We start from the raw sequence: 24,450 nt of genomic DNA, 5'->3' as shown, positions 1-24,450 counted from the left end.
GGCGGCTCAGCCGGCGTTGGTCTTGGTGACGTCCTCGGCCTTGGCCACGGTGACCGGGGCGACGGCCGGACGCGGCTGGTCGGCGGCGGTGGACTGCGCCGTGGTGTCGGCGGCGGGCGCGTCGTCCTCGCGCATCGCCTTGGTCTCGGCCTTCAGGATGCGCATCGACTTGCCGAGGCCGCGCGCCATCTCCGGGAGCTTCTTCGAGCCGAACAGCAGGATGAGGACAGCCAGCACCACCAGGAGGTGCCAGGGCTCCAGACCGTTGCGGAACATCCCTGACCACCGGTCCCTTCGGATTTCTAGCCGTGTGAGAGCCGGGCGGGCTGCCCGACACCGCCAGTATGCCTGGCTCCGTCGGGGATCGTATACACCGGTTTGGAAACGGTGGTCAAAGTCGTGGCGACGTCGCAGCTTTCATGGGGTTTCGTCCAGATGTGGTCTGGACCACTGAGACCGATTCGGGATGTTCATTGCGAAATGAGAACCGCCCACACGGTGGCCGCCGCGACCAGCGCCACGGTGGCCGCGACCGCCCGCAGCGGAGCGGCCCGCACCGCGCGGGGGACCGGCTCCAGCTCCCGCCGGCGGCGCACCCCGAAGGCGTACAGCCCGCAGGCGGCCGCGCCCAGCAGCCCGCCCAGCGCGACCAGTCCGGGCTGGGCGTGCGCCAGGCCGGTGCGCAGCACCAGGGCGGCGTTCACCACCAGCACCAGCGCGGTGCGGCTCCAGGCCAGCAGGGTGCGCTCGGGCTGCAGTCCGGGGTCGCGGTCCGCGGCCGGCCGGGCGCTCACCGGGAGTACCCGACGATCAGCGCGCAGAAGACCACCGCGGCCACCGCCACGCAGACGGTCAGCACCAGCAGCACGCGGGTGTGCGGCAGCGGCCGGCCGGCCCGCATCGCCTGCTCGACCCGGGCCCAGCGCCGGTAGGCGGCCGCGCCGAGGCCGGCGCCGCCGAGCGCCAGTACCACCGCGAGCGCGGCGCGCACCGGGGCCGGTGCCAGCTTGGGCGTCAGCTGGTCGATCGCGATCGCGCCGGCCAGCAGGGCCAGCGCGGTGCGGATCCAGGCCAGGAAGGTGCGCTCGTTGGCAAGCGAGAACCGGTAGTCCGGCTCTTCGTCCTGCTGGCGCCACGCGGGCTCGGGCATCGGACCAGGTCCCCTCGGCTGCTCGTTGCTCCCGCCGACCCTAGGCGAGCCACCGGTGGCCCGCGCGCCGGGGGCGGCACCCGGTCGGCCCTGTCCCGGGTGCGCGCCCGCGGCCCGGGGCGCAGGGTGGCGGCATGGCTACTGATGCGAAGGTCTTCAGCGGGTTCCAGGTCAATCGGAAGATGGTCGCTGCCGGGCTGATGCTCGGCGGCTGCGGCGCGGCGGCGGGGCTGCTGGGCACGGTCATGGTGGGCGTGGCGCTGGCCAACGCCGGACGCACCTGGGCGCGCCAGCTGGAGGTCCCGCCGAGCGAGCGGGCCGCCCGGACGCTGGCCCAGGCCAGGGCGGCCTCGCAGGCCGGTCTGGACGCCTGGCGCAGCGCCGCCCCGGCCAACTGACCGGTCGTGATCCCGAGGCGGACTGGGTTGGGCGGTGGAGCGCTCAGCCCAGTTCGGCCTGCACGGCGGCGCGCAGCTCGCGCTTGAGGATCTTGCCGGTCGGGTTGCGCGGCAGCTCGGCCTCGCGGAAGACCACGTGGGCCGGGACCTTGAAGGCCGCCAGGCGGGCCGCCACGTGGGCGCGCAGCTGCTCGGCGTCGGCCGCCGCACCGGGGCGCAGCCGGACCACGGCGGCCACCTCCTCGCCCAGCTGCGGGTGCGGCACGCCCAGCACGGCGGCGTCCAGCACGGCCGGGTGGTCGTGCAGCACGCCCTCCACCTCGACGCAGAACACGTTCTCGCCGCCGCGGATCACCAGGTCCTTGAGCCGGTCGACCACGTAGACCTCGCCGTCGCGCACGCAGGCCAGGTCGCCGGTGCGGAACCAGGGCCCGCCGGTCTCCGGCCGGGCGGCGCTCCCGCGGGCGAAGGCGGCCGCGGTGGCCTCCGGCTGGTGCCAGTAGCCGCGGAAGACGGCTTGGCCGCGCAGCCACAGCTCGCCCACCTCGCCCTCGGGCAGCGGCTCGCCGGCCGGGTCGACGATCCGCAGCGCGATCCCCGGGGAGGGGCGGCCGATGCTGTCGGGGTGCTCCAGGTAGCGGGCGCCGACGTTGGCGATCACCCCGCCGCAGGTCTCGGTCAGGCCGTAGCCGTTGCGCGCCTCCACCCGGCCGTCGAAGCGGCGCCGGATCCGGCGGGCCAGCTCCGGCGGGGCGGCCGCGCCGCCGGTGTTCACCATCGCCAGGCCGGCCAGCTCGGCCCCCGCGGCGTCGGCCGCGTCCAGCAGGCCGAGCGCGGTGGCGGGCACCCCGCTGTAGGTGGTGATCCGGTGCTCGGCGATCAGCTCCAGCGCGCGGGCGGGGTCCCACTTGCGCATCAGCACCGCGGTGCCGCCGTTGGCCATCAGCGGGAAGAGCGTGGTGAAGGCGGCGACGTGGAAGAAGGGGAAGGTCAGCAGCACCGTCTGCGGCGTCACCCCGGCCAGGTCGCGGCCGGCGGCGAGCGCCGAGGTGGCGGCGAAGAAGCGCGGTGCGACGGTCGCCGCGCACCAGGCGGCCTGGGTGGCCACCACGCCCTTGGGCCGGCCGGTGGTGCCGGAGGTGTAGAGGATGGTGGCGTCGTCCTCGGGCCGGATCGCGACCTCGGGGGCGGGGGTGCCGGGCGCCGCCGGCGGCAGCTCCTCGAACCGCTCGGTCCGCCCGTCGGTCACGGGCCCGGGCACGCCGACGGTGAGCAGCCACGGCCGCTCGCCGCGGGCGGCGCGCGCCGCCCGCCAGGGCGCCACCCGCTCGGCCCGCTCCGCGTCGGTGACCAGCAGCGCGGGCGTGCAGTCGTCCAGCGCGTGGGCCAGCTCCTCGGCCTGCCACCAGCCGTTCAGCGGGACCGCGATCAGCCCGGCCAGCTGGGTGGCCCAGAACGCCACCTGCCACTGCGGCAGGTTGCGCATCGCGATCGCCACCCGGTCGCCCGGGCGCAGCCCGTACCGCGTGAGGAAGCGGTGGGCCAGCGCCGCCGCCGCCGCGTGGTGCTCGGCGTAGCTGCAGCCGGCGCCGTCCAGCAGCAGGAACGGGCGGTCGCCGTGGGCGAGGGTGGTGGCCAGGAAGTCGCGCAGCACCGCGGGGCCGTTGGTGTAGCGCCGGCCCTGCGGGGTGTCGACGGCGTGGAACGGGGTGCCGGGGGCCGCCAGGGCGGCCTGCACCCGGGCGACGACGGCGAGCGAACTGCTGGGCGGGGTGGTCATCGGCGCGTCCTCGGTGCCGGAGGGCCCGTGGCCGGGCCCTGCCCGAAACGGGAGACGGCGGCGGGCCGTTGGTGTCGGCGGCCCGCCGCCGGCGGGGACCCGGTGCAGCAGTGGGGGAGGGCCCCGCGGGAGGGGTGAATCCGGTTACATGCCCATCGACTTGGCGATGATGGTCTTCATGACCTCGCTGGTGCCGCCGTAGATCCGGAAGACCCGGTTGTCGGTGTAGAGGCGGGCGATCGGGTACTCCAGGATGTAGCCGTAACCGCCGTGCAGCTGGAGGCACTTGTCGATCACGACGGAGGCGGCCTCGGTGCAGAAGAGCTTCGCCTCGGCGGCGTCGGCCACCGTCAGCTCGCCGTTCTGGTACAGCTCCAGGGCCTGGTCCACGAACGCCTGCATCGCGGTGACCTGGGACTTGCAGTCGGCCAGCACGAACTTGGTGTTCTGGAAGTCGGCCACCGCCTGGCCGAAGACCTTGCGGTCCTTGACGTACTGGAGGGCGAAGTTGACCGCCGCCGCGGCCGCCGCGTAGCCGCCGACCGCGATCGCCAGGCGCTCCTGCACCAGGTTGTGGGTCAGGTAGCTGAACGCCTTGCCCTCCTCGCCGAGCAGGTCCTCGACCGGGACCTTGACGTCCACGAAGGAGAGCTCGGCGGTGTCCGAGGTGCGCAGGCCGATCTTGTGCAGCTTGCGGCCGACCGAGTAGCCCTCCGAGGTGGTGTCCACGCACAGGATGGACAGGCCCGCGCGGCGGTTGGCCGGGTCGTACGGGCTGGTGCGGCAGACCACCAGCACCATGTCGGCCAGCGCGCCGCCGGTGATGAAGGTCTTGGCGCCGTTGAGGACGTAGTGGGTGCCGTCCGCCGAGAGCTTGGCGGTGCTGGTGATGCCGGCCAGGTCGGAGCCGGTGCCCGGCTCGGTCATGGCGATCGCGGTCATCATCTCGCCGGTGACGAACTTCGGCAGCCAGCGCTGCTTCTGCTCCTCGTTGGCGTACTCCATCAGGTAGGGCAGCACCAGGCCGGTGTGCACGCCCGAGGAGCCGAAGCTGACGCCGGCCCGGGCCACCTCCTCGGTGATCACGGCCTGGTACTTGAAGCCGGTCTCGCCCGCGCCGCCGTACTCCTCCGGCACCTCGATGCCGTAGACGCCCAGCTCGCCGAGCTTGTTGTAGAAGGCGCGGGGCGGGTGGCCCTCGGCCTCCCAGCTCTCGTAGACCGGGACGACCTCCTTGGTGATGAAGTCGCGGATGGTGGCGCGGAACGCCTCGTGGTCCTCGTTGTAGACAGTCCGGCGCACGGCGGCGCTCCCTTCGGGCAGGGGGTGATCGCTGGCTAAGTTAATCCCGAGTAGCTTCGCTGTCCAGAGCCGACGCGCAGCCGCCGGGTCACGGATCGCGACGGAGCGGGGGCCTGCGGCGGTGGACCTGCGGCGGCTTTATGTGAATGATTGCTAGCCGTGGGCCGAGCTGGCGCGAGGAGGTGGCCCGATGGTGCGCACGGCGGTCGTGACGGCGCGCCGGCCGCGCGGGCGGCGGGGGCAGATCCTGCTGGCCGCCGCCGAGCAGTTCCACCGGCGCGGCTACCACCAGGTGGCGATGGCCGAGGTGGCCGCGGCGGTCGGGATCACCGCGCCCGCGCTCTACCGGCACTTCCGGGGCAAGCCCGAGCTGCTGCGGCAGGCGGTGCGCGAGGGACTGGACGAACTGGCGGCGGCGGTCGACCGGGCCGCGGCCGGCGCGGCGGGGCAACCGGCGGACGGCGCCCGGCTGCTGGCCGAGGCACTGGCCCAAGTGGCCCTCGACCGGCGGGCGCTCGGCACCCTGTGGCAGCGCGACGCGCGGTTGCTGCCCGCCCCGCAGCGGGCCGCGCTGCGCCGGACGCTGCGCGCCACGGTCCGCGCGGGGGCCGCGCTGCTGCGCGGGGCCCGGCCCGAACTGGCCGCGGAGCAGGCCGAGTCGCTGGTCTGGGCGGCGCTCTCGGCGGCCGGCAGCCTCTCGTACCACACCTTCGCGCCGCCGCGCCGACTGCTCGCCCAGGTGCTGCTGGAGCTGCTGGAGACCGGAGTCGACGCGGAGCCGGACGCCGACGGCCGGTGGCCCGCCGCCGCACCCGTGCCCCCGGCCGGGCGGCGCGAGGAATTGCTCGCCGCGGCGGTCCGGCTGTTCGACGAGCGCGGCTTCGACAACGTCAGCACCGACCGGCTGGGCGCGGCGGTCGGCATCGCCGGGCCCAGTCTCTACAAGCACTTCCCCACCAAGGCCGACCTGTTGGCCGCCGCCCTGGTCCGCTGCCGGGAGCGGCTGTGGCACGAGGTGGCCGGGGTGCTGGCGGCGCCGGGCGACCCGGACGGGGCACTGCGGCACGGGATCGCCGCCTACCTGGACTTCGCCCGCCGGCACCACCACTACCTGGGCGCGATGGTGAGCGAGACGGAGCGGCTGGCCGAGCCGGACCGCAAGGCCGCGGTCGACTTCCGCCGCGACTTCCTGCGGATCTGGGTGGTGCTGCTGCAGCGGGTGCACCCCGGGTACGACAAGCCCGAGGCGCGGGTGCGGGTGCACGCGATGTTCGCCGTGGTCAACGACGGGGTGCGCCGGCCGGACCACCGCGGCCCCGACGCCCGGCGCGGCGGGCCGCCGGAGCCGGGGCTCGACCGGTTGGCCCGCGCCGCGCTGGGGCTGGGCTGACGCCGCGGGGCGGGCCCGCACGGACCCGCCCCGCCGCTGCGCCGACCGGTCACCCGGCGGCGGGCACCCCGTGCACCGCGTGGAGGTAGTCGAGGTTGCCCTGCAGTGCGCCGACGGTGCCCGAGTTGCCCGCCACCAGGGCGGAGTTGTTCTGGTTGCTGCCGCCGGAGCCGGTGGCCACCTGCTGCGCCCCGTTGTTGTTGCCGGTGACGCTGCCGACCACGTTTCCGGAGCCCCAGTTGCTGACCACGCCGGCGTTGGAGTTGTTGGCGGCGCCGGAGCCGTTGTCGGCCTGGGCGCTGCCGATGCCGAGGACGAGGAAGGCGCCGAGCGCGGTGATCGCGGTGAGGGCACGGGTACGGGACACGATGACTCCTGGAAGTGCTGGTGAAGCTGCGAGTTGGCGCCGCCGGGGTGGCCGCCCCGAGCCGCGTCGGTGACTGACGTCGCCCCGTCAGGATCACCCGTCCGGCCGCGCCGGAGCCAGCAATTCGTCCCCGATTAGCTCAATGGGGTTATTACCGCAGGAAATGCGCTGGAATAGGTTTCGTCCACCGGCCGGGACGGATCCGATAAGTGGTGGTCCGTCGATTGTCAGACTGGCAGACTGGGGCACCATGTCTGAAGGTCAGGAGAACCTGCGCAGCACCGAGGTCGACCTGGGCGGCCTGGTCAGCGTCCTCGCCACCCACCTGTACTCCACCCCGCTGGTCGCCCTGCGCGAACTCGTGCAGAACGCCCACGACTCGCACACCCGGCGCCGCCTGGAGGACCCCGGCTTCGAGGGCCCGGCGTCCGCCGCCCGGGCCCGGATCACGGTCCGCGCCGACCCGGCCGCTCGGACGGTCTCGATCGAGGACACCGGCGCCGGCCTGACCGAGCCGGAGATCCACGCCTACCTGGCCACCGTGGGCACCGGCTACACCCGGCTGCTGCGCGACCTGACCGGCAACGAGGAGCTGATCGGCGCCTTCGGCCTCGGCTTCCTGTCCGCCTTCTCGGTGGCCGACGAGGTCACCGTCACCACCACCTCGCACCGCGAACCCGCCCTCGGCCACCGCTACCGCAGCCGCGGCGGCGAGCAGTACACCGTCGACCCGGTGCCGGCCCGCCCCGAGCCGGGCACCGAGGTCCGGCTGGCGCTCAAGCCCGAGCACGCGCACCTGGCCGACGAGGCGGCGCTGCGCGAGGTGCTGGCCCGGTACTGCGTGCTGCTCCCGGTACCGGTGTACGTGGGCGACGACGAGCGCCCGGTCAACGACATCGCGGTGCCCTGGCGCGAGAACGTCCCGCAGGCCGGCCGGCACGAGGCCCGGATGGCCTTCGCCACCGCCTTCGGGCGCCGCTTCGAGCCGCTGACGGCCTTTCCGTTCCGCAGCGAGGATCCGGCCGTCGACGCCGTCGGCCTGCTCTGGGTGCAGGACGGCGGCACCTACGGCAGCTCCGACAACCGCGACCTGGCGGTCTACCTGCGCGGCATGCTGCTCAGCGACGACGCCCGCGACCTGCTGCCCAGCTGGGCCGGGTTCGTCGGCGGGGTGATCGAGTCCAACCGGCTCACCCCCACCGCCAGCCGCGAGGACCTGCAGCGCGACGAGCACTACCGGGCGCTGCAGCGGGCGCTGGCCGAGGCGGTGGTGGACGGCCTGTACGAGACCGCCCGGCTGCACCCCGCCGCCTGGCGCCGGATCCTGGCCCGGCACGGCCAGGACCTGCTGGGCGCCGCGCTCTGCGACGACCGGCTGTTCACCCTGCTCGCCGACGACGTGCCGGTGCCCAGCTCGCAGGGCGAGCTGACGGCCGGTGCGCTGCGCGCGGCCGGCAACGGCGCGGTGCACGTCGCGCTCGGCTCGGGCGGCGGCTTCGAGGAGATGCTCTACCGCGCGATGCGGGTGCCGATCGCCCGCGGCGACCGGTACGCGGTGCTGCCGTTCCTGCGCCGCTACGCCCAGCTGCGCGGCTGCCGGATCGTCGAGCTGGGCAGCGAGAGCGGCAACCGCGAGCTGTTCCGCGAGCCGGAGCAGCCGCTGCCGGCCGAGGAGAGCGGCTGGCTGGCCGCCGCGCTGGCCGAGCCGGGCGAGCAGTTGGTGCCGGCCCGGTTCGACCCGCCCGGACTGCCGCTGGTGCTGGTGCCGGACCGGGAGGCCGAGCTCAAGGCGCGGATCGAGGACGACCAGGCGGACGCCCGGATCCCGTCCGCCGCGCTGCGGCTGGCCCGGGCCTTCACCGCCCGCACCGACGGCTCGGTCAAGGCCCGGCTCTACCTGAACACCGCCTCGCCCGCGGTGCAGGACCTGCTGCGCGCCTACCGGGCCGGGCACACCGGCGCGGCCACCGCGGCCGGGCTGCTGCGCGCACTGAAGGTGATCATGGCGGCGGCCGGCACCGAGGGACGGGCGGCCGGCGACCTGACCGCCGCACTGGCCGGGGTGGGCACCGCGGTGGCGGCGCTGACCGCCCCGGCCGACCAGCTGTCGGTGGAGCTCGGCATGCTGTTCGACCAGGACGAACCGGGGGAGGACCGCCGATGAGCAACGACATCTGGGGCTGGGTCTACGACACCCACCACCAGCTGGAGCAGGCCGGCCAGCACCGGCTGGCCACCGCCCTGGTGGAGATCGCCGGACACGCGGTGGACGGCCGCAACGAGCAACTGGACGCGCTCTTCCCGGAGGCGCTCGCCTCCTCCCGGGCGCTCGGGCTGCCGTGGGTGGAGGTCTTCCTGCGGCACTGGCGGCTGCAGAACCTGCTGAACAAGCGTCACCAGGGCGAGCAGGCGATGACCGAGGCGGTCTCGCTGCTGGAGTTCGCGCACCGCGAGGAGACCGAGGGCTGCCCGCAGTCGGTCTGCGCGGTGCAGGACTTCACCATCTGCCACGCCAACATCGACGGCCCGGGCTACGTCCCGGAGCGGCTCGCCGTGCTGGAGGAGGCGCTGCAGCGGGTCGAGCCGGCCCGGGCCTGCTTCGACTGCCTCTCCCGGGAGTACGCGGACACCCTGGAGGACGACGGCCGGGCCGGCGAGGCGCTGGCCCACCTGGACCTGGCCAAGACCCGGATCCAGTCGGCCGGCGAGAGCGTCTCGCTCTCCTTCGGCCACGCCCGCTGCTCCGCGCTCTACCGGCTCGGCCGGTACGAGGAGGCGCTGGCGGCGCTGGCCGCCGCCGAGCAGGCGTACACCAAGGCCGGGAACCGGCTGGACGAGGACGACCTGCGCAAGGGCGGGGTGATCCGGGCCCGGCTGCTGGCCGCCCTGGGCCGGTACGAGGAGGCGCTGGCGGTGCTGCCGGACGGCGCCGAGGCGGACGGCTTCGCCGACGTCCGGCACCGCTGGACCGAGGCGGTCGCGCTGCTGGTGGCAGCCGGCCACTACCCGAACGACGCCCGGCTGGGGATCCGGCTGGCGCACTGGGTCTCCTACCTGGACGCGGCCGGCTCGCACCGCCCCTGCCTGGACCTGGCGCTGGCCGCCGGCCGGCTGGCGGTGGCGCGCGGGGCCCGCGAGGTGGCGCTGGCCCTGGTGGCCACCGCCGAGCGCAAGCTCGCGCTGCTGCGCCGGACCGACGCGGTGGCCGGTCCGCTGGCCGAACTGGCCGCGGCCGCCCGGGCGCTGCCGGTGGCCGCGCTGCCGGTCCCGGCGGCCGGGCTGCTGACCCACCTGGCCGGGCGGCCCGGCGAGCCGACCGACCCGGAGGGCGACCTGGAGCTGCTGGCGGCCGGCCGGCGCGAGCTGGGCACCGGCGGTGACGCGGCGCAGGCCACCGACCTGCTGCTCGTGCTGGCCGGACTGTTCGCCTCGCTCGGGCACGAGCGGGCCGCGGCCGAGCTGCTCTGGGAGCAGCTGGACCGGGACCCGGGCCACCGGGACCTGGTCGGCATGCTCACCACGGTGCTGATCGAGGCCCGGGACGGCGAGCAGCTGCGCCGACTGGCCGACCGGGTGGCCGCGGCCGACCCGGGCGGCGCGCACTGGATCCGGGCCCGCTGGGCGCTGGCCGAGAGCCGCTGGGCCGAGGCCGTCGAGCAGGTCGAGGCGCTGCTGGCGGTGGACCCCACCCGGATCAACCCGCGCCGGCTGGCCGCCGCGGCAGCCACCGAGCTGGGCGACTACGCCACCGCGCAGCGGCTCTACCAGGAGCTGCTGGAGCACGCGCTGCCCGCCGACCCGGGGGCGCCCGAGGAGCAGTACCGCACCGTGCAGACCCCGGACCTGTGGCACCTGATCACGGTGGCCAGCGCCAACCGGGACTGGGCCGTGGTGCGGTCCACCGGTGCCCGCCTGGGCATCGAGTTCGACCGGGCGGACGGGCCGGTCGAGGAGGACTGGCAGTACGTCACCGTCCGGGCCCGGCGGGCCGACGGCGGCCAGAGCGACCTGCCGGCGCTGCGCACCGGCCCGGCCACCGCCCGGATCGTCCCGGTGCTCGGCGAGGACGTGCCGCTCAACCACCACGACCTGGTGGTGTTCAGCCCGGCGCTGCTGGAGCCGGCGCCGGCCGAGGACGCCACCGAGGCCGAGAAGCAGCGCTGGCGACCCACCTTCGAGCTGCTCACCCTGCTCGACCCGGCCGGGTACACCACCTACTTCGTGGACGGTGCCTGGCCCGGCCCGCAGCGCTGGGACGAGTTGCGCGGGGCGCTGCGCGACCGCGGCTACGGGATCTGGGCGTACAGCGGTGAGCAGTACCGGGTGCTGGACCCGGCCGCTCCGGAGGACGGCCCGGGCCTGGCCGGCATCTACGCCGCGCTCGGCGTCCCGCCGACCGCCTCGGCGGCCGAGGCGGACGCGCTGGTCGCCGGGCTGACGGCCGGTTGGACCCACCCGCTGGCCTGGCCGGACCTGGCCAAGGCCGCCGGCGCCGGGACCGAGCGGCACGAGGGGATCATCGAGCGGTACGGACTCTGAGTCCGCGGCGGCGGGCGTTGGACAGCCCGCCGCTGCCCGCCGGACACCCGCAAGTCGTATCGTCGGCTCGACTGCGCCTTTCCGTACATATGCGGCACGGGGTGCGGTCCGGCAAGGTGGAGCCGAAGATCACCAGCCGGAGCGGCGGAGCGGACGAGGAGTGGCAGTGCCAAAGCGGGGCCGAGCGGGCGGCGGCAGGAAGCGGCGACCGGGCGCCGGGGACGGCGGCGCGCCCGGCACGCCGGTCGCCCCCGGCGCGGCGCCGCCGACCGAGGGGTTGCTCGGGCCGGACCGGCCGGCCGGGCCGGTGGTGCCCGCGGCCGCGGCGCCGCTGGACCAGGAGGCGGCCGAGTTCCCGCTGCCCGGCGCCGACCCGGATCCGGAGCACACCGAGGAGTTCGCCGTCTTCACCGAGCTGGGCGGCGGCTCCGAGGACACCCTGACCCCCGAGGTCTGGCGGGCCGTCGGCTACAACCCGCCGACCGGCGCGCAGCCGCTGCTGTCGCCCGGGGCGTTCGGCGAGGCGCCCTGGCCGGACCGGATGCGCACCCTGCTGCGCACCCCGATGTCGGAGCGCCCGGCCTTCGAGCGGATCCCGCACGAGCCCAAGTCGGAGGCCAGCACCCGCAGCGTCCCCCGGGTGCTCGACCTGACGCTGCGGATCGGCGAGCTGCTGCTGGCCAGCGGTGAGAGCGCCGAGGACGTGGAGGCGGCGATGCTCGGGGTCGCGCACGCCTACGCGCTGGACCGCTGCGAGCCGCAGGTGACCTTCACGCTGATCTCCATCTCCTACCAGCCCTCGCTGGTGGAGGCCCCGGTCACCGCGGCCCGGGTGGTGCGCCGCCGCACCTCGGACTACACCCGGCTGGCGGCCGTCTACCGGCTGGTGGCGGACATCGCGGCGGAGCAGGTCTCGATCAACGACGCCTACCGCCGGCTCGCGGTGATCCGGCGCAACCGGCACCCGTACCCGGCCTGGCTGCTCGCGCTGACCGCCGGGCTGCTGGCCGGCGCGGCCACCTTCCTGGTCGGCGGCCGGATCGACGGCACGGCCTGGCTGGTCTTCGTCAACGCGCTGGTGGCGGCCGTGATCGGGGACCGGCTGGCCTCCGCGGTGGCCAAGCGCGGGCTGCCGGAGTTCTACCAGTTCGTGGTGGCGGCGATGCCGGCCGCCTTCTCCGGGATCCTGCTCTCCTTCAACCACCTGGGCCTGCGCGGCTCGGTGGTGATCACCGGCGGGCTGTTCGCGCTGCTGCCCGGGCGGGCCCTGGTGGCCGCGGTGCAGGACGGCCTGACCGGCTTCTACATCACCGCCGCCGCCCGCCTGCTGGAGGTGGTCTACCTGGTGGCGGGCATCGTCATCGGGGTGATGCTGATCCTCTACCTCGGGGTCAACTTCGACGCCCAGCTGAAACCGGACGAGTCGCTGATCGGGGTGCGCAACCCACCGGTCCAGCTGCTGGCCGCGATGCTGCTCACGCTGGCCTTCGCGATGCTGCTGCAGACCAGCCGGCGGACCCTGGCGATGGTGACGCTGAACAGCGGGATCGGCTGGGCGGTCTACGGGGTGCTGGCCTACAACGCGAAGATCTCCGCGATCGTGGCCACCGGCCTGGCCGCCGGGGTGGTCGGCCTGTTCGGCCAGCTGATGGCGCGTTACCGGTACGCCTCGGCGCTGCCCTACGTGACCGCCGCGCTGGGGCCGCTGATGCCCGGCTCCGCGCTCTACCTCGGGATGCTCTCGTTCGCCCAGGGCCACCCCTCGGCCGGCCTGGTCTCGGTCAGCCGGGCGGCGGCGATCGCGATGGCGCTGGCGATCGGGGTGAACCTCGGCGGCGAGGTGGCCCGGCTCTTCATGAAGGTGCCCGGGCCGGAGGCGCTGGGCGGGCTGGTGCCCTACCTGACCGGTCCGCGGCGCGCGGCGAAGCGTACCCGCGGCTTCTGATCCGTCGTTGGAGACCGGGAAGGAGGAGGGCACCGTGCTGCTGGCCGGGCTGGTGGACACGTACCACGCGCACATCGTGGCCGCGCACAAGCAGCCGCTGTTCCTGCTGCTGGTCGGCTTCATCGTCTCCTTCCTCTCCATCCGGTTCAGCGTGCGGATGATCCGGGCCCGGGTGCGCTGGTGGCCGGGGAACATCACGCCCGGCGGGCTGCACATCCACCACATGGTGTTCGGGGTGGGCTGCCTGCTGGTGGCCGGCATCGGGGTGTTCGCCACCGACGGCGGCCACCCGTGGCTCGACTGGTTCGGGCTGCTCTTCGGGATCGGCTGCGGGCTGGTGCTGGACGAGTTCGCGCTGATCCTGCACCTGGAGGACGTGTACTGGAGCGAACAGGGCCGCAAGTCGGTGGACGCGGTGATCCTCGGGATCCTGGTCACCGCGCTGCTGCTGACCGGGTACGCGCCGCTCGGGGTGGTGCCGGGGCAGGGCAGTGACGGCGGCGGGCGGTGGGGGCCGGTCGCGGTGATCTCGGTCAACGCGGTGATGTCGGTGGTCGCGCTGCTCAAGGGCAAGCTGTGGACCGGGCTGCTGGGGATCATGGTGCCCGGCCTGTCCTGGATCGGGGCGATCCGGCTGGCCCGCCCGTCCAGCCCGTGGGCGCGCTGGCGGTACGCCGAGCGGCCGCGCCGCCGGGCCCGGGCGCTGCGCCGCGAGCGGCTGCTGCACGCCCGGCTGGACCGGGCCCGCACCTGGCTCTTCGACCTGATCGCCGGGGCGCCGGACAAGGTCCCGGCGCACCACACCGCGACCCACCGGATGGCCGAGGCGGTGGCCGCGCGGGCCGCGGCGCACCTGGACCCGGCCCGCTCGGCGCACCGCGCGGCCCAGCCCGCGGAGCGGGCGGCCGACCAGCGCCGGCGGACCGTGCAGGCCGGCCGGGCGCGCTCCTACCGCACCCGGGCGGGGCGGCGCCGGGGCTGACACCGGGCGCGGCGCCCGTGGCCCCGTGCGGCTCCGTGCCGACCGCCGGGCGCGGCACCGCAGTGTCGGGCGCGAGACGGCGGTACCGGGCGCGAAACCGAGGTGCCGGGCTGACGGGTCGTCGGCGACCGCTGGGCCGTCAGGGCTGTTCGCTCACGATCTCACTCACATGGCGGCACCGGACTGGCACTGACGTGCCGTCAGGTTTGAGACTATTGCGTCGAGTGACTGAATAGTCACGTGATGGGATATTTCGTTGATCCTTGGACGGTTTCTCGCCGCGCCGGGGACGCGCGACGGAGGCGAGGTTGCCTTGGCACGAGGCGGGCGGGTGGCACCCGGGGTCCGGCGGCAGCGTGATCGGCATGATCGGCGTGACCGGTGGGCGGCGGACCAGGGCCGGGCGCGGGCGGTCCGGCTCCGGGCGGTCCGGCTCCGGCTGGCGCCGCTGCTCGCGCTGGTGGCGCTGGCCGGACTGCTCGCCGGTCCCGGCGCGCCGACCGCCGCCGCGCTGGGACCGGCACCGGGCCGTCCCGTGCTGGTGCGGGCGGACGACCCCGTGCCGGACGGTCCGGCTCCGGACGGGCAGCCCTACCCGTCGGCCGACGAGGTGGCCCGGGCCAAGGCGGAGGCGGACCGGCAGGCCGGCGCGGAGAGCGCCATCGAGGCGCAGTTGGCGGGCGCCAGGTCGGAGCTGGACCGGGCCGCACTGCTGGCCGAACAGGCGGTCGAGGCGTACGACGGCGCGCGGGTCCGACTGGCCGCGGCCCGGGCGGCCTCGGTCGCGGCCGACGACCGGGCGGCGCGGGCCGAGACGGCGCGGGCGGACGCCGCGGAGCAGGCGGCCGGCCTGGCCGCGGCCACCTACCGGGCCGGCACCACCCCCGAACTCTCCGCCGTCGACGCACTGCTGGGCGCACGCGGTCCGCGCGCCGCCACCGAGCAGGCGGTGGCGGTCGGCGAGGCCGGCCGGACCACCCGGCAGATCCTGGACACCGCCACCGGGACCGCGCGCGAGGCGGCCGACACGGCCCGGACCGCCCGGGACTGCTCCGACGCGGCCGAGCGGGCGGTGCTGGCGGTCGACCGGGCCAAGGCCGAGGCCCAGCAGCGGGTGGCGGCGCAGCAGACCCTGGTGGGGCAGCTGGCCGAGCGCCGGGAGCAGCTGCTCGGCGAGCTGGCGGCGGCGCGGCGGACCACCGTCGACCTGGAGCGCCGGCGGCAGCAGGCGCTGGACGCGATCGCCGCCGAGCAGGCCGCGGCCGCGGCGCGGACCGCCGCCCAGCAGGCCGCGCAGCAGTCCCCTCCGCGGGTCGACGCCGCCCCGCCGCCGGCTCCGGGGGCCGCGGGCGGCGCCGAGCAGGCGCTCGCCTTCGCCCGGGACCAGCTCGGCCTGCCCTACATCTGGGGCGGCGAGGGGCCGACCGGCTACGACTGCTCCGGGCTGACCATGCTCGCCTGGCGCGCGGGCGGCAAGCGGATCACCCACTTCGCCGCCGACCAGTACGCCGAGTCCACCCCCGTGAGCTACCGCCAGCTCCGTCCGGGCGACCTGGTCTTCTGGTCCACCACCGGCCGCCCCGCGGACATCCACCACGTCGCGCTGTACGTCGGCGACGACCAGATCATCCAGGCCCCGCACACCGGCGCCACCATCACCCGGTCCAGCCTCTGGTTCCTGGGGACCCCGGACTTCTACGCCAGACCGTAGCGGCGATGATGGGTCGTCAGTCTACGGAGGACGGAGACCCGGTGACCCTGGAGATACGCCCGCTCGTCCCGCAGCGCGCGACCGAAGCGCTGCTGGACGAGTACCACCTGATGCGGGCGGCCGCGGCCGCCGTCGACTTCGCCGAGGACCCGCCGCTGACCCGCGACGGCGCGGTCGGCCGCCTGCTCGTCCCGCTGCCCGAGGACGGTGCCTGCACGTTCTGGACCGGCCACCTGGACGGTCGGCTCGCCGGGTCGGTCAAGCTCGGGCTGCCCGACGGGGCGAACAGCGGGATCGCGAGCGTCGAGGTCTGGGTCCATCCCGAGCTGCGGCGACGCGGGGTCGGCAGCGCGCTGCTGCGCACGGTGCTGCCCGCGGTCCGGGCCGCCGGGCGCGGCACCGTCATCGGCCTGCCGGTGAAGCCCGAGGCGCCCGGCGCCCCGTGGGCGGCCGGCTTCGGCTTCGAGGTGACGCACAGCGTGGCGATCCAGACCCTGGCCCCCGCGGCGACGCCGGCGCAGCTGTGGCAACTGCCCGATCCGGCCGGCTACCGGCTGGTCCAGTGGGCCGGGGCGACCCCCGAGGACCTGGTCGAGTCCTACGCCACGGCCCGGCGGGCGATCCAGGACGCGCCGTGGGGCGACTCCAGTTTCCAGCAGACGCCCTGGACCCCCGAGCTGGTCCGCGCCGCCGACCGCGAGCTGGCGCAGGCCGGCACCGAGCAGTGGGCGTCGATCGCCGTCGCCCAGGCCACCGGGGAGGTGGTCGGCGTGCACGGCCTGTACTGCTTCTCGCACCGCCGGGAGTACGGCTACGTGCACGAGACCTCGGTGCTGGCCGCGCACCGCGGCCACGGCCTGGGCCGGGCGATCAAGGCCGCCCTGATGCGCCGGCTCGCCGAGCGGCGGCCGGACCTGCAGCGGATCGCCACCTCGACGGACACCACCAACACCCACATGATCCGGATCAACCTCGCGCTCGGCTACCGGACCGCACGGACCATGAACTGGCTGGAGGTGCCGACCGCGGAGCTCGCGGCGCGGCTCGAATAACCGGATGCCTCCGGGTGGGGCGCCTCCCTAGGCTGGCCGGATGAGCGAAGACGCTGCGATCGAGGTCCGGGCGGTCACCGAGGAGACGCTGGGCGCCTGGTGCCACGCGGTCAACGTGGGGTTCCTGCGAGCCGGTGCCGCGCTGGGGGAGGAGGTGCGCCGTCAGCGGCTCTTCCCCGGGCGGACCCTGGGGGCCTTCGAGGGCGACCGGGTGGTGGCCACGCTGCGCAGCTTCCCGCTGCAGCTGACGCTGCCCGGCGGCGCGCTGCTGCCGGTCAGCGGGGTCAGCGCGGTGACCACCACGCAGACCCACCGGCGGCGCGGGCTGCTGTCCCGGATGATGCGTCAGGACCTGGCCGCGGCCAAGGAGCGCGGCGAGGCGGTGTCCATCCTGATCGCCGCCGAGTACGCGATCTACGGCCGGTTCGGCTTCGGCCCGGCCACCAGGGCGGTGGGTCTGGAGGTCGACCTGAAGCGGGCCGGCGGGATCCGGGCGGACCTGGCCGGAGCGGTCGGCGGCCGGCTGGACCTGGTGTCGATGGCCGAGCTGGGCACGCTCGGCCCCGACCTGCACGAGCGCTGGCGGCGGCAGCAGCCCGGGGCGATCAACCGTGACGAGCAGTACTGGAACGCGGTCACCGGCGCGCTGGTGCCGCCGGTGAGCGACGGGTGGAACGAGCCGTTCGCGCTGGTGCACCGGGACGCGGCCGGGCAGGTCACCGGGCTGGCGGTGTACCAGGTCAAGGCCCACTGGGACGGGGTGCTGCCGGACTGCACGGTGCAGGTGAAGGACTTCCTGGCGCTGGACCTGCCCACGGCGGTGACCCTGTGGCGCTACCTGACCGAGGTGGACTGGACGACCAAGGTGGTGGTGGGGAACGTGGGGCCCGACGACCCGCTGCCGCTGCTGCTGACCGACCCGCGGGCCGCGACCGTCACCGAGACCGGTGACTTCACCTGGCTGCGGGTGCTGGACGTGCCGGCCGCCTTCGCGGCGCGCGGCTACGCCGGTCCGGGCCGGGTGGTGCTGGAGGTGGCCGACCCGGACGGGTACGCGGCCGGGCGCTGGGCGCTGGAGGTCGCCGCGGACGGTACCGGGCGGGCGGAGCGGACGCTGGACGAGCCGGACCTGGCGCTGTCGGCGAGCGCGCTCGGGACCCTCTACCTGGGTGCGGAGTCGGCCGCCCGGCTCGCCGGCGCCGCACTGGTCCGGGAACTGCGGCCGGGCGCGGCCTTCGCACTGGACCGGTTGCTCGGCACCGCGCTCAAGGCCTGGAACCCGGACGTGTTCTGACGGCGCGCGGGCGGCCGCGGGGCCGGTCGCAGGGGTGGTCGCAGGGGTGGTCGTCGGGCCGACCGCGGGAGGGGCGGCCCGACGGGGCGTCACGTTCCGGTGGCGGTGCCGGGTGTCCCCGGTGGCGGTGCCGGGTGTCGGGCGTCGGTTCCCGGAGCCGGTTTCCGGTGCCGGCGCGCCGGGGTCACTTCGCGGGGTCGGTCCGCGGGGTCGCGGTGCGGCCGATGGTCGGCAGGATGAAGTCCTGGATCAGGCCCTTCGCGTCCCGCACGATCGGGCGGAACACCCGGTACCGGGAGAGGTTGATCACCCGGGCGGCCATCGGGGTGGAGCGGCGGACGAACTCGCGGGTGCGCTCGGTGTCCGGGGTGCGGTCGAACACCCAGTAGAGCACCACCACCATCAGGTGCAGCCAGAGCACCTCGGGCAGCAGGTCGGCCAGTTCGGCGTCCAGCTTCGGGGCCAGCTCGGAGCCGGTGAGCACCTCGTGGAACAGGGCCACGGCGGTGGCCCGGGCCGGGTGCGACTCGTTCGAGAACGGGCTCAGCGAACTCGACGGGTCGGCCGCGGTGCGGAAGAACTGGGCCGCGAACTCGTGGTACGGCGCAGCGGTGTCGAGCCAGGACTCCAGCGCGATCTGCAGCCGCTCGGCGAAGTCCCGGGTGTGCGCCATCCGCTGCCGGGCGTCGGCGGCGTGCTCGTGGGTCATCTGGTCGTAGAAGCCCTGGATCAGGAACTCCTTGGCCGCGAAGTAGTAGTACGCGTTGCCGACCGAGATGCCCGCCTCGGTGGCGATCGCCCGCATCGTGGTCTTCTCGTAGCCGCGCTCCTGGAACAGCCGCATGGCGGTGGCCATGATCAGGGCGCGGGTCTGCTCGCTCTTGCCGGTCTTCGGCCGGGCCCGCCCGCCGGGCAGTTCGGCCGCCTGCGGCAGCGGCGGCCGGTCGGTGTCGGGCGCGCCGGTCCCCGTCGGGCCGGTGCCCGTCTGCTCGTCCATCCCGGTCTGGTCGTCCACGGGTGCCGAGCCTAGCCGAGCGGCGGGCGACGGCCGTTGCGGCGGCCCCGGGCGGGGCGGTGCGCGCAGGTGGGGCGGTGCGTACAGGTCGGGCGGTGCGTACAGGTCGGGCGGTGCGTACAGGTCGGGCGGTGCGTACAGGTCGGGCGGTGCGTACAGCTGGGGCGGTGCGCGCCTGTGGGGCGACGGCCCCGGGTGGGGCGGTGGCACCGGAAGCCCCCTCCGCATCCGGTGCCGACCACCTCCCGGGGAGTGGTCAACGGTTCGGAGCGGGGACGGACCGGATCCAACTGCTGTCGGTGCTGCTGCCGGACGGCATGGCTTCCCCCTCTTCGAACGTGTTCAAATCCCCTCGCGGGATGACAGTAGCGGTGATCTTGAACGTGTTCAAGTCGTACTGCGCGTCGTCGGCCCGGCCGGCCCGCGGCCCCCGCGTGCCAGGATGGGCGCCATGGTCGGGAACGAACTGTCGATACGGACCGGGGGCGGGGCCGACGCGGTCGCCGTGGCCCGGCTGCACGCGCTGAGCTGGCGCACGGCCTACGCCGGGATCGTGCCGGCCGAGGCGCTGGGCGACGGGCTGGCCGAACAGCGCGAGGAGATCTGGGAGCTGCGGCTGAGCGCGGACTACGGCGACCCGGTGAAGGCACCGGTGCTGCTGCTGGCCGAGTCCGGTGCGGGCGAACTGCTGGGCTTCGGCTACCTGGTGCCGCAGCCGGACGGCCGGGTGCTGCTGGACAACCTGCACGTGCGCCCCGGCCGCACCGGCGCCGGGCTGGGCACCGCGCTGCTCGACGCGCTGCGCGTCGAGACCGCCCGCCGGCACCCCGGCGCGCCGCTCTACCTGGAGGTGCTGGCCGACAACCACCGGGCCATCGCGTTCTACGAGCGTGCCGGCGGCGTGCGCACCGACACCCGCACCGCCCACTTCCCCGGCGGCGGCGAGCTCCCGGAGTACGAGTACACCTGGGCCCGGCCGTAGGCGACCACCGGGCCGGTCCGGTGCGCCCCGCCGCTAGTCGTGGTCGTAGACCGTGACCGGGATCCCCCGGTCCGTGAGCCGGGCGGTGATCAGCGGTTCCACCTTCTCCCACCGGCCGCCGGCCAGGCCGCAGCCGATCCGGGGCAGGTGGACTGAGGCGTGCAGCGGCTGCACCACCTCGGCCAGTCGGGCCAGCGCGGTGTCGATCGCCTCGTAGCGGACCGGGACGCCGGTGGACCGGCCGGTGCGGATGCCCCGCTGGCCGACCAGGTTGGCCACCCAGGTGTCCGGAGCCACCTGGACCACCTGCACGGCGCCCAGTCCGAAGTCGTTGCCGGCCCGCTCGCGGTGCCAGCGCCGGTACGCCGCCTCCGGCTCCGGCCAGCGGCGCGACAGCGCCAGCACGAAGCCCTTGCCCCAGCCCCCGAGGTCGTTGCAGACGTGCGCGATCACCTTGGGACCCTTGGCCTGCGGACTGCTGGCGTCGCCGCGCACGTACCTGATCCCGTTCCCGTCCCCGCTCCCGTTCCCCATGCCGACCACCGTACGGACCGGTACTGACGGTCCGTACGGGGCCCTCCGGCGGGCGGGAGACCCGTGCGTGCCGTGCACGGGCGCCGTGCACGGGCGGCTTCCGCGGGCGGCCTCCTGACGGCGCGTGGGGTGGCCGCCGGGCTCAGCGCCCGAACCGTCGGCGGCCGGCCACGGCGAGCAGCAGGGCCAGCGCGGCGGCCGCGGCCGGCAGGGCGAACCCGGCGCCGCTCGTGGTGCGCTGGGTGACCAGTCCGCCCAGCGCCGAGCCGGCCGAGATGCCGACCACGATGCCGCAGACCGCGATCGCCATCCCCTCGTTCAGTGCGGCGGTCGGCAGGACCCGCTGGAGCAGCGTCATCCCCGTCACCATGGTGGGCGCCGTACCGGTGCCGGCCAGGAAGAGCGCCACGCCCAGCAGGACCGGGCCGCCGTCGAGCAGCGCGGCGGCGAGCGGGAGCAGCAGGCAGGCCGCCATCGTGGACAGCCCGAACAGCAGCCGCCGGGCGGGTGCGCTGCGGGCGGGGCGCAGGCCGAGCAGCACGCCCGAGAGCCCGGACCCGGCCGCCTGCAGGCCCAGCAGCAGACCGCCGACCGCCTGTGCGCCGTGTGCGCGGGACCAGGCGAGGGTGGTGATCTCCATGGCGCCGAAGACGACCCCGGTGGCCAGGAAGACCGCCAGCAGCAGCACGGTGCCGCGGGTGCGCAGCGGGGAGCCGGAGCCGCCGGGCGGGGCCGGGGCGATCGGCGGCTCGGTGCGGCGCTGGGCGGCGAAGAGCAGTCCACCCCCGGTGGAGAGCACCGAGATCAGCAGCAGTCCGGCGGCCGGGTGGCCGGTGGTGCAGCAGAGCGCGCCCAGGATCGGCCCGGCCGTGAAGCAGAGCTCGTCCAGCGCCTGCTCCAGCGAGTTGGCGCTGTGCAGCAGGCCCGGGTCGGTGCCGTGCAGGTGGGCCCAGCGGGCCCGGGCCATGCCGCCCAGGTTGGGGGCGCCGGAGGCGGCGAAGGCGGTCAGGCAGAGCAGCCAGCCCGGGGCCGACCAGTGGATCAGGAACGGTGCGGCGGTGCGCGGCACGGCGGAGCAGAGCGCGGCCGGCACGGCGACCCGGCGCTGCCCGTACCGGTCGACCAGCCGCCCGAGCAGCGGCAGGCCGAGGGCCACGCCGGCGAGCCCGGCCGCCGAGACCGCGCCCGCCAGCGCGTAGGAGTGGCCGCTGCTGACGATCGCGGTGAGCATCGCCACGCCGAGCATCGAGTAGGAGAGCCGGCCGGTCAGGCCGGCCAGGGTGAAGGCGAGGGCGCCGGGCGGGGCGAACACCCGGCGGTAGGCGGCGAACGGCGGCAGGGCAGGGGTGGGCGCGGTCACGGAGCTCCAGACCGGAGAAGGGTTGCGGGATTGCCCCCAGCCTGGCGGCCGACGCCGGCTCCGGTCCAACACCTGTTCGGCCGGATTGACGCATTCTGGTTGTCAATCGCTGGTACCGTGGCCCGCATGCCCGTCGACCTGCACCCCCGCCTGCTGCGCGGCTTCGTCGCGGTGGCCGAGACGCTGCACTTCGGCCAGGCGGCGGCCGCCCTGCACCAGGCCCAGCAGGCGCTGAGCCGGGACATCCGCACCCTGGAGCGGCTGCTCGGGCGCGAGCTGTTCGCCCGCACCACCCGCAGCGTGGTGCTCACCGCGGCGGGGGAGCGGCTGGTGCCGCAGGCCCGCCGGCTGCTGGCGCTGCAGGCCGAGATGCTGGCCCCGGTGACCGACCGCACCCTGCTGCTGGACCTGAACAGCGCGGTGACCGGCGAGGACCTGACAGTGGAACGGCTGCTGGCGGCGGTCCGGGCGGCCGACCCGGAGCTGCAGCTGATGGCCCGTTACCACGGTGGTCTGGCGGCCGGCGCCCGGGAGGTGTTGGCCGAGCGGGTGGACGTCTCGTTCGGCTGGTTCGACGGGTTGCCGGCCGCGCTGCGGGAGCAGTTGGTGCGGCACCCGATCCGGCTGGAGCCGGTCGCCCTGCTGCTGCCCGAGCGGCACCTGCTGGCCGGGCGGGCCGCGATCCGGCTGGCGGACTTGGCCGGGCACCCGGTCGACGTGTGCGCGGGCAATCCGGCCACCTCGGAGTGGACGGCGTTCGGCGAACGGCTCCTGGCCGCCCACGGGTTGACGGCCGCGCCGCCGCTGCCGCCGCCGGTGGGGGTGGTGGAGACCGGGCGCTACCTGGCGCGGCACGGGGCGCCGATGCTGACCACGCTGGGCGGTCCGCAGATCCCCGGGGTGGTCACCCGGCCGCTGGTCGAGCCGGTGCCGGTCACCCTGGTGAGCCTGGTCCGCCGACCCGGTCCGCCGCCGGACGGGGTCCCGCTGCTGCTCGCCGAGGCCGCCGAACTGGGCCGGCGCGAGGGGTGGTTGACCCCGCCACCGGCCGCCTGGCTGGCGCCGGAGGACGCGGCGGCGGTCAACGGGGCCGCCCGGCCCACTGCTTGACGGGGTGACCGGTCGACCGGGCGCCTGCTGCTCGGGACGGCCGGCCGACCGGGCGGCTGCTCGCCCCGGCCGCTGCGTGACCGCCCGGGCGCTCGACCGGCCGGCTACTTGTCGGCGATCAGCTTGCCGGCGGCGCCCCAGCTGTCGGTGGGCACCTCGTGGATCCAGACCTGCACGGTCTCGGCCGGGATCTGGTACGCGTCGACGAAGGCGTCGGTGATCCGGGCGACCAGCTCGCGCTTGAGCGCGATGTCGCGGGGGCCCTGCTGCACGGTGACGATCGGCATGTCTGCTCCTCGGTTCGCGGCGTCGCCCCGGGGTTCCGGGGCGCTTCGCCGATGGACCAAGTCCACCAGCCGGGGCCGCGCCGACCCAGACCCGAATCGCACCGACAGCGATCACGGATCCTGATCGTTGCTGGTCGGAGGTGGGGCACGGCCGGGCGAGCGGTCGGTCGCTCGTGGGCCGGTCGGTTGTGGCCCGCGGTCGGTCGCCCGTGGCCGGTGGTCGGTCGGTTGTGGCCGGCGGTCGGTCGGGTGTGGCCTGCGTCGGTCGTGGGCCGGGGGCCGGTCGCTCGTGGCCCGTGGCCGGTCAGGAGCCGGTCGCCGGTGGGCCGGTGGGGGCACCGGTCGGCGGGGTCGGGCCGTCCGTCGGGCGGCAGGCCGCGAGCAGCAGGTCGAGGGCGGCCGAGCGCGGTCCGCGGCGCAGCATCAGCGAGGTGTCCAGCGCCAGGCCCGGTTCGGCGAACGGGACGAAGGCGACCCGGGGGACCCGCATGATCCGGGCGTTGGCCGCGTAGACCACGGTCCACATCGGTGCGCCGGTGCCGATGGTGGCCAGGGTGTCCTGCAGGTTGCTGGAGGTCGGGCCGGGGACCGGCTCGAAGCCGGCCGCCTGGCAGCCGTTCAGGACCAGGTCGACCAGGGCCGGGTGGTTGCGCCGTTCGGTCAGTCGCAGGGGGAGCGCGGCGAGGTCGGCCAGCCGCACGGCGGGGCGCCCGGCCAAGGGGTGGCGGGCCGGCAGAGCGGCCACCAGCTCGTCCTGCCAGAGCGGGAGCTGGCGCAGGTCGGGGGTGTGCGCGGGCAGGGCGCCGCGGACGAAGACGGCGTCGAGGCGGCCGTCGGTCAGGCGGGCCAGCCGCTCGCGCACCGGAAGGGCGGTCAACTCCACGCGGATGCCCGGGGCGCGGCGTTCGAAGGTGTCGAGGATGCGGTCCAGCCGGTCGCCGAGGCCGGTGACGGTGCCCAGGCGGAAGGTGCCGACCCGGCCGGCGGCCAGGTCCCCGGCCAGCGCCCGTGCCGAGTCCGCGGCGTCGAGCACCGTGCGGGCGGCGGGCAGGAAGGCCTCCCCGGCTGCGGTCAGGCGCACCGTGCGGGGCGAGCGGTCGAACAGCTCGACCTTCAGCTCCCGCTCCAGGCGCCGGATCTGCTGGCTGACCGCGGGTTGGCCGATGAGCAGGCGGTCGGCGGCGCGGCCGAAGTGCAGTTCCTCGGCCACCGTCACGAAGTAGCGCAGTTGGCGTAGCTCCACCCGCCGGTC

The 24,450-nt window shown here is 75.5% G+C and carries 22 protein-coding genes; 11 read left to right on the top strand and 11 right to left on the bottom strand.

Annotation, left to right across the window (positions count from 1 at the left end; all coding sequences use genetic code 11):
• Window positions 1-6: 6 nt before the first annotated feature.
• The 3 genes from tatA to ACFW1A_RS02255 form a co-directional block, all read right to left on the bottom strand.
• The gene (gene tatA / locus ACFW1A_RS02265; protein ID WP_380402638.1) at window positions 7-276 is read right to left on the bottom strand and encodes a Sec-independent protein translocase subunit TatA; all 270 of its coding nucleotides are present in this window, start codon (window positions 274-276) and stop codon (window positions 7-9) included.
• 194 nt (window positions 277-470) lie between these two features.
• Window positions 471-794 carry a DUF202 domain-containing protein gene (locus tag ACFW1A_RS02260; protein WP_380402635.1) on the bottom strand — a complete coding sequence of 108 codons (324 nt, stop codon included), beginning with the start codon at window positions 792-794 and terminating at the stop codon, window positions 471-473.
• On the bottom strand, window positions 791-1,150 hold the full coding sequence (locus tag ACFW1A_RS02255) for a YidH family protein (protein ID WP_380402632.1): 360 nt from the start codon (window positions 1,148-1,150) through the stop codon (window positions 791-793). The genes ACFW1A_RS02260 and ACFW1A_RS02255 overlap by 4 nt, the downstream gene beginning before the upstream one ends.
• Window positions 1,151-1,284: 134 nt before the next feature.
• On the opposite strand from ACFW1A_RS02255, the gene ACFW1A_RS02250 reads away from it, so the two are divergent.
• Window positions 1,285-1,548 (top strand): hypothetical protein, encoded by a 264-nt coding sequence (locus ACFW1A_RS02250; protein ID WP_380402629.1) that lies wholly within the window; start codon window positions 1,285-1,287, stop codon window positions 1,546-1,548.
• Between the two features lie 43 nt (window positions 1,549-1,591).
• On the opposite strand, the gene ACFW1A_RS02245 is transcribed toward ACFW1A_RS02250, so the two are convergent.
• Both ACFW1A_RS02245 and ACFW1A_RS02240 read right to left on the bottom strand, forming a co-directional pair.
• Entirely contained in the window at window positions 1,592-3,328 is a 1,737-nt protein-coding gene (locus ACFW1A_RS02245; RefSeq protein WP_380402626.1) for a class I adenylate-forming enzyme family protein, read from the bottom strand.
• Window positions 3,329-3,472: 144 nt separating this feature from the next.
• Window positions 3,473-4,630, bottom strand: a complete 1,158-nt coding sequence (locus ACFW1A_RS02240) for an acyl-CoA dehydrogenase family protein (protein ID WP_380402623.1) — start codon at window positions 4,628-4,630, stop codon at window positions 3,473-3,475.
• Window positions 4,631-4,820: 190 nt separating this feature from the next.
• On the opposite strand from ACFW1A_RS02240, the gene ACFW1A_RS02235 reads away from it, so the two are divergent.
• On the top strand, window positions 4,821-6,020 hold the full coding sequence (locus tag ACFW1A_RS02235; protein WP_380402619.1) for a TetR/AcrR family transcriptional regulator: 1,200 nt from the start codon (window positions 4,821-4,823) through the stop codon (window positions 6,018-6,020).
• 49 nt (window positions 6,021-6,069) lie between these two features.
• On the opposite strand, the gene ACFW1A_RS02230 is transcribed toward ACFW1A_RS02235, so the two are convergent.
• On the bottom strand, window positions 6,070-6,387 hold the full coding sequence (locus ACFW1A_RS02230; protein ID WP_380402616.1) for a hypothetical protein: 318 nt from the start codon (window positions 6,385-6,387) through the stop codon (window positions 6,070-6,072).
• Window positions 6,388-6,637: 250 nt separating this feature from the next.
• On the opposite strand from ACFW1A_RS02230, the gene ACFW1A_RS02225 reads away from it, so the two are divergent.
• The 7 genes from ACFW1A_RS02225 (at window position 6,638) to ACFW1A_RS02195 (ending at window position 17,910) form a co-directional block, all read left to right on the top strand.
• On the top strand, window positions 6,638-8,551 hold the full coding sequence (locus ACFW1A_RS02225) for an ATP-binding protein (protein WP_380402613.1): 1,914 nt from the start codon (window positions 6,638-6,640) through the stop codon (window positions 8,549-8,551).
• A complete protein-coding gene (locus tag ACFW1A_RS02220) occupies window positions 8,548-10,926 on the top strand; it encodes a hypothetical protein (RefSeq protein ID WP_380402610.1) in 2,379 nt (792 codons plus the stop codon). Before ACFW1A_RS02225 ends, ACFW1A_RS02220 begins: the two co-directional genes overlap by 4 nt.
• A 166-nt stretch (window positions 10,927-11,092) precedes the next feature.
• Window positions 11,093-12,871 (top strand): threonine/serine exporter ThrE family protein, encoded by a 1,779-nt coding sequence (locus tag ACFW1A_RS02215; RefSeq protein ID WP_380402607.1) that lies wholly within the window; start codon window positions 11,093-11,095, stop codon window positions 12,869-12,871.
• Window positions 12,872-12,878: 7 nt separating this feature from the next.
• Window positions 12,879-13,853, top strand: a complete 975-nt coding sequence (locus tag ACFW1A_RS02210; protein ID WP_380402604.1) for a hypothetical protein — start codon at window positions 12,879-12,881, stop codon at window positions 13,851-13,853.
• A gap of 331 nt (window positions 13,854-14,184) precedes the next feature.
• On the top strand, window positions 14,185-15,564 hold the full coding sequence (locus ACFW1A_RS02205; RefSeq protein ID WP_380402601.1) for a C40 family peptidase: 1,380 nt from the start codon (window positions 14,185-14,187) through the stop codon (window positions 15,562-15,564).
• 41 nt (window positions 15,565-15,605) lie between these two features.
• Window positions 15,606-16,616 carry a GNAT family N-acetyltransferase gene (locus ACFW1A_RS02200; protein ID WP_380402598.1) on the top strand — a complete coding sequence of 337 codons (1,011 nt, stop codon included), beginning with the start codon at window positions 15,606-15,608 and terminating at the stop codon, window positions 16,614-16,616.
• 40 nt (window positions 16,617-16,656) lie between these two features.
• Window positions 16,657-17,910 carry a GNAT family N-acetyltransferase gene (locus ACFW1A_RS02195; protein WP_380402594.1) on the top strand — a complete coding sequence of 418 codons (1,254 nt, stop codon included), beginning with the start codon at window positions 16,657-16,659 and terminating at the stop codon, window positions 17,908-17,910.
• A gap of 184 nt (window positions 17,911-18,094) precedes the next feature.
• Here the strand turns inward: ACFW1A_RS02195 and ACFW1A_RS02190 are convergent, their stop codons facing one another.
• Window positions 18,095-18,925 (bottom strand): TetR family transcriptional regulator, encoded by an 831-nt coding sequence (locus tag ACFW1A_RS02190; RefSeq protein ID WP_380402590.1) that lies wholly within the window; start codon window positions 18,923-18,925, stop codon window positions 18,095-18,097.
• A gap of 451 nt (window positions 18,926-19,376) precedes the next feature.
• On the opposite strand from ACFW1A_RS02190, the gene ACFW1A_RS02185 reads away from it, so the two are divergent.
• Entirely contained in the window at window positions 19,377-19,907 is a 531-nt protein-coding gene (locus tag ACFW1A_RS02185; RefSeq protein WP_380402587.1) for a GNAT family N-acetyltransferase, read from the top strand.
• Window positions 19,908-19,940: 33 nt separating this feature from the next.
• On the opposite strand, the gene ACFW1A_RS02180 is transcribed toward ACFW1A_RS02185, so the two are convergent.
• Together ACFW1A_RS02180 and ACFW1A_RS02175 are read right to left on the bottom strand one after the other, a co-directional pair.
• Window positions 19,941-20,441 (bottom strand): macro domain-containing protein, encoded by a 501-nt coding sequence (locus ACFW1A_RS02180; protein WP_380402584.1) that lies wholly within the window; start codon window positions 20,439-20,441, stop codon window positions 19,941-19,943.
• A 142-nt stretch (window positions 20,442-20,583) separates the two neighbouring features.
• On the bottom strand, window positions 20,584-21,801 hold the full coding sequence (locus ACFW1A_RS02175; protein WP_380402581.1) for an MFS transporter: 1,218 nt from the start codon (window positions 21,799-21,801) through the stop codon (window positions 20,584-20,586).
• Between the two features lie 126 nt (window positions 21,802-21,927).
• On the opposite strand from ACFW1A_RS02175, the gene ACFW1A_RS02170 reads away from it, so the two are divergent.
• On the top strand, window positions 21,928-22,911 hold the full coding sequence (locus ACFW1A_RS02170) for a LysR family transcriptional regulator (protein ID WP_380402578.1): 984 nt from the start codon (window positions 21,928-21,930) through the stop codon (window positions 22,909-22,911).
• Between the two features lie 104 nt (window positions 22,912-23,015).
• Here the strand turns inward: ACFW1A_RS02170 and dmpI are convergent, their stop codons facing one another.
• The gene (dmpI, locus tag ACFW1A_RS02165; protein ID WP_380402575.1) at window positions 23,016-23,198 is read right to left on the bottom strand and encodes a 4-oxalocrotonate tautomerase DmpI; all 183 of its coding nucleotides are present in this window, start codon (window positions 23,196-23,198) and stop codon (window positions 23,016-23,018) included.
• A gap of 304 nt (window positions 23,199-23,502) precedes the next feature.
• Window positions 23,503-24,441, bottom strand: coding sequence for a LysR substrate-binding domain-containing protein (locus ACFW1A_RS02160; protein WP_380402571.1), 939 nt, complete (start codon window positions 24,439-24,441; stop codon window positions 23,503-23,505).
• Window positions 24,442-24,450: the final 9 nt, after the last annotated feature.

This window comes from Kitasatospora sp. NPDC058965, assembly GCF_042741245.1.
GTDB lineage: Bacteria > Actinomycetota > Actinomycetes > Streptomycetales > Streptomycetaceae > Kitasatospora.
The sequence above is the reverse complement of the archived record's forward strand: the minus strand, read 5'-3'. Positions and strand labels throughout refer to the sequence as shown.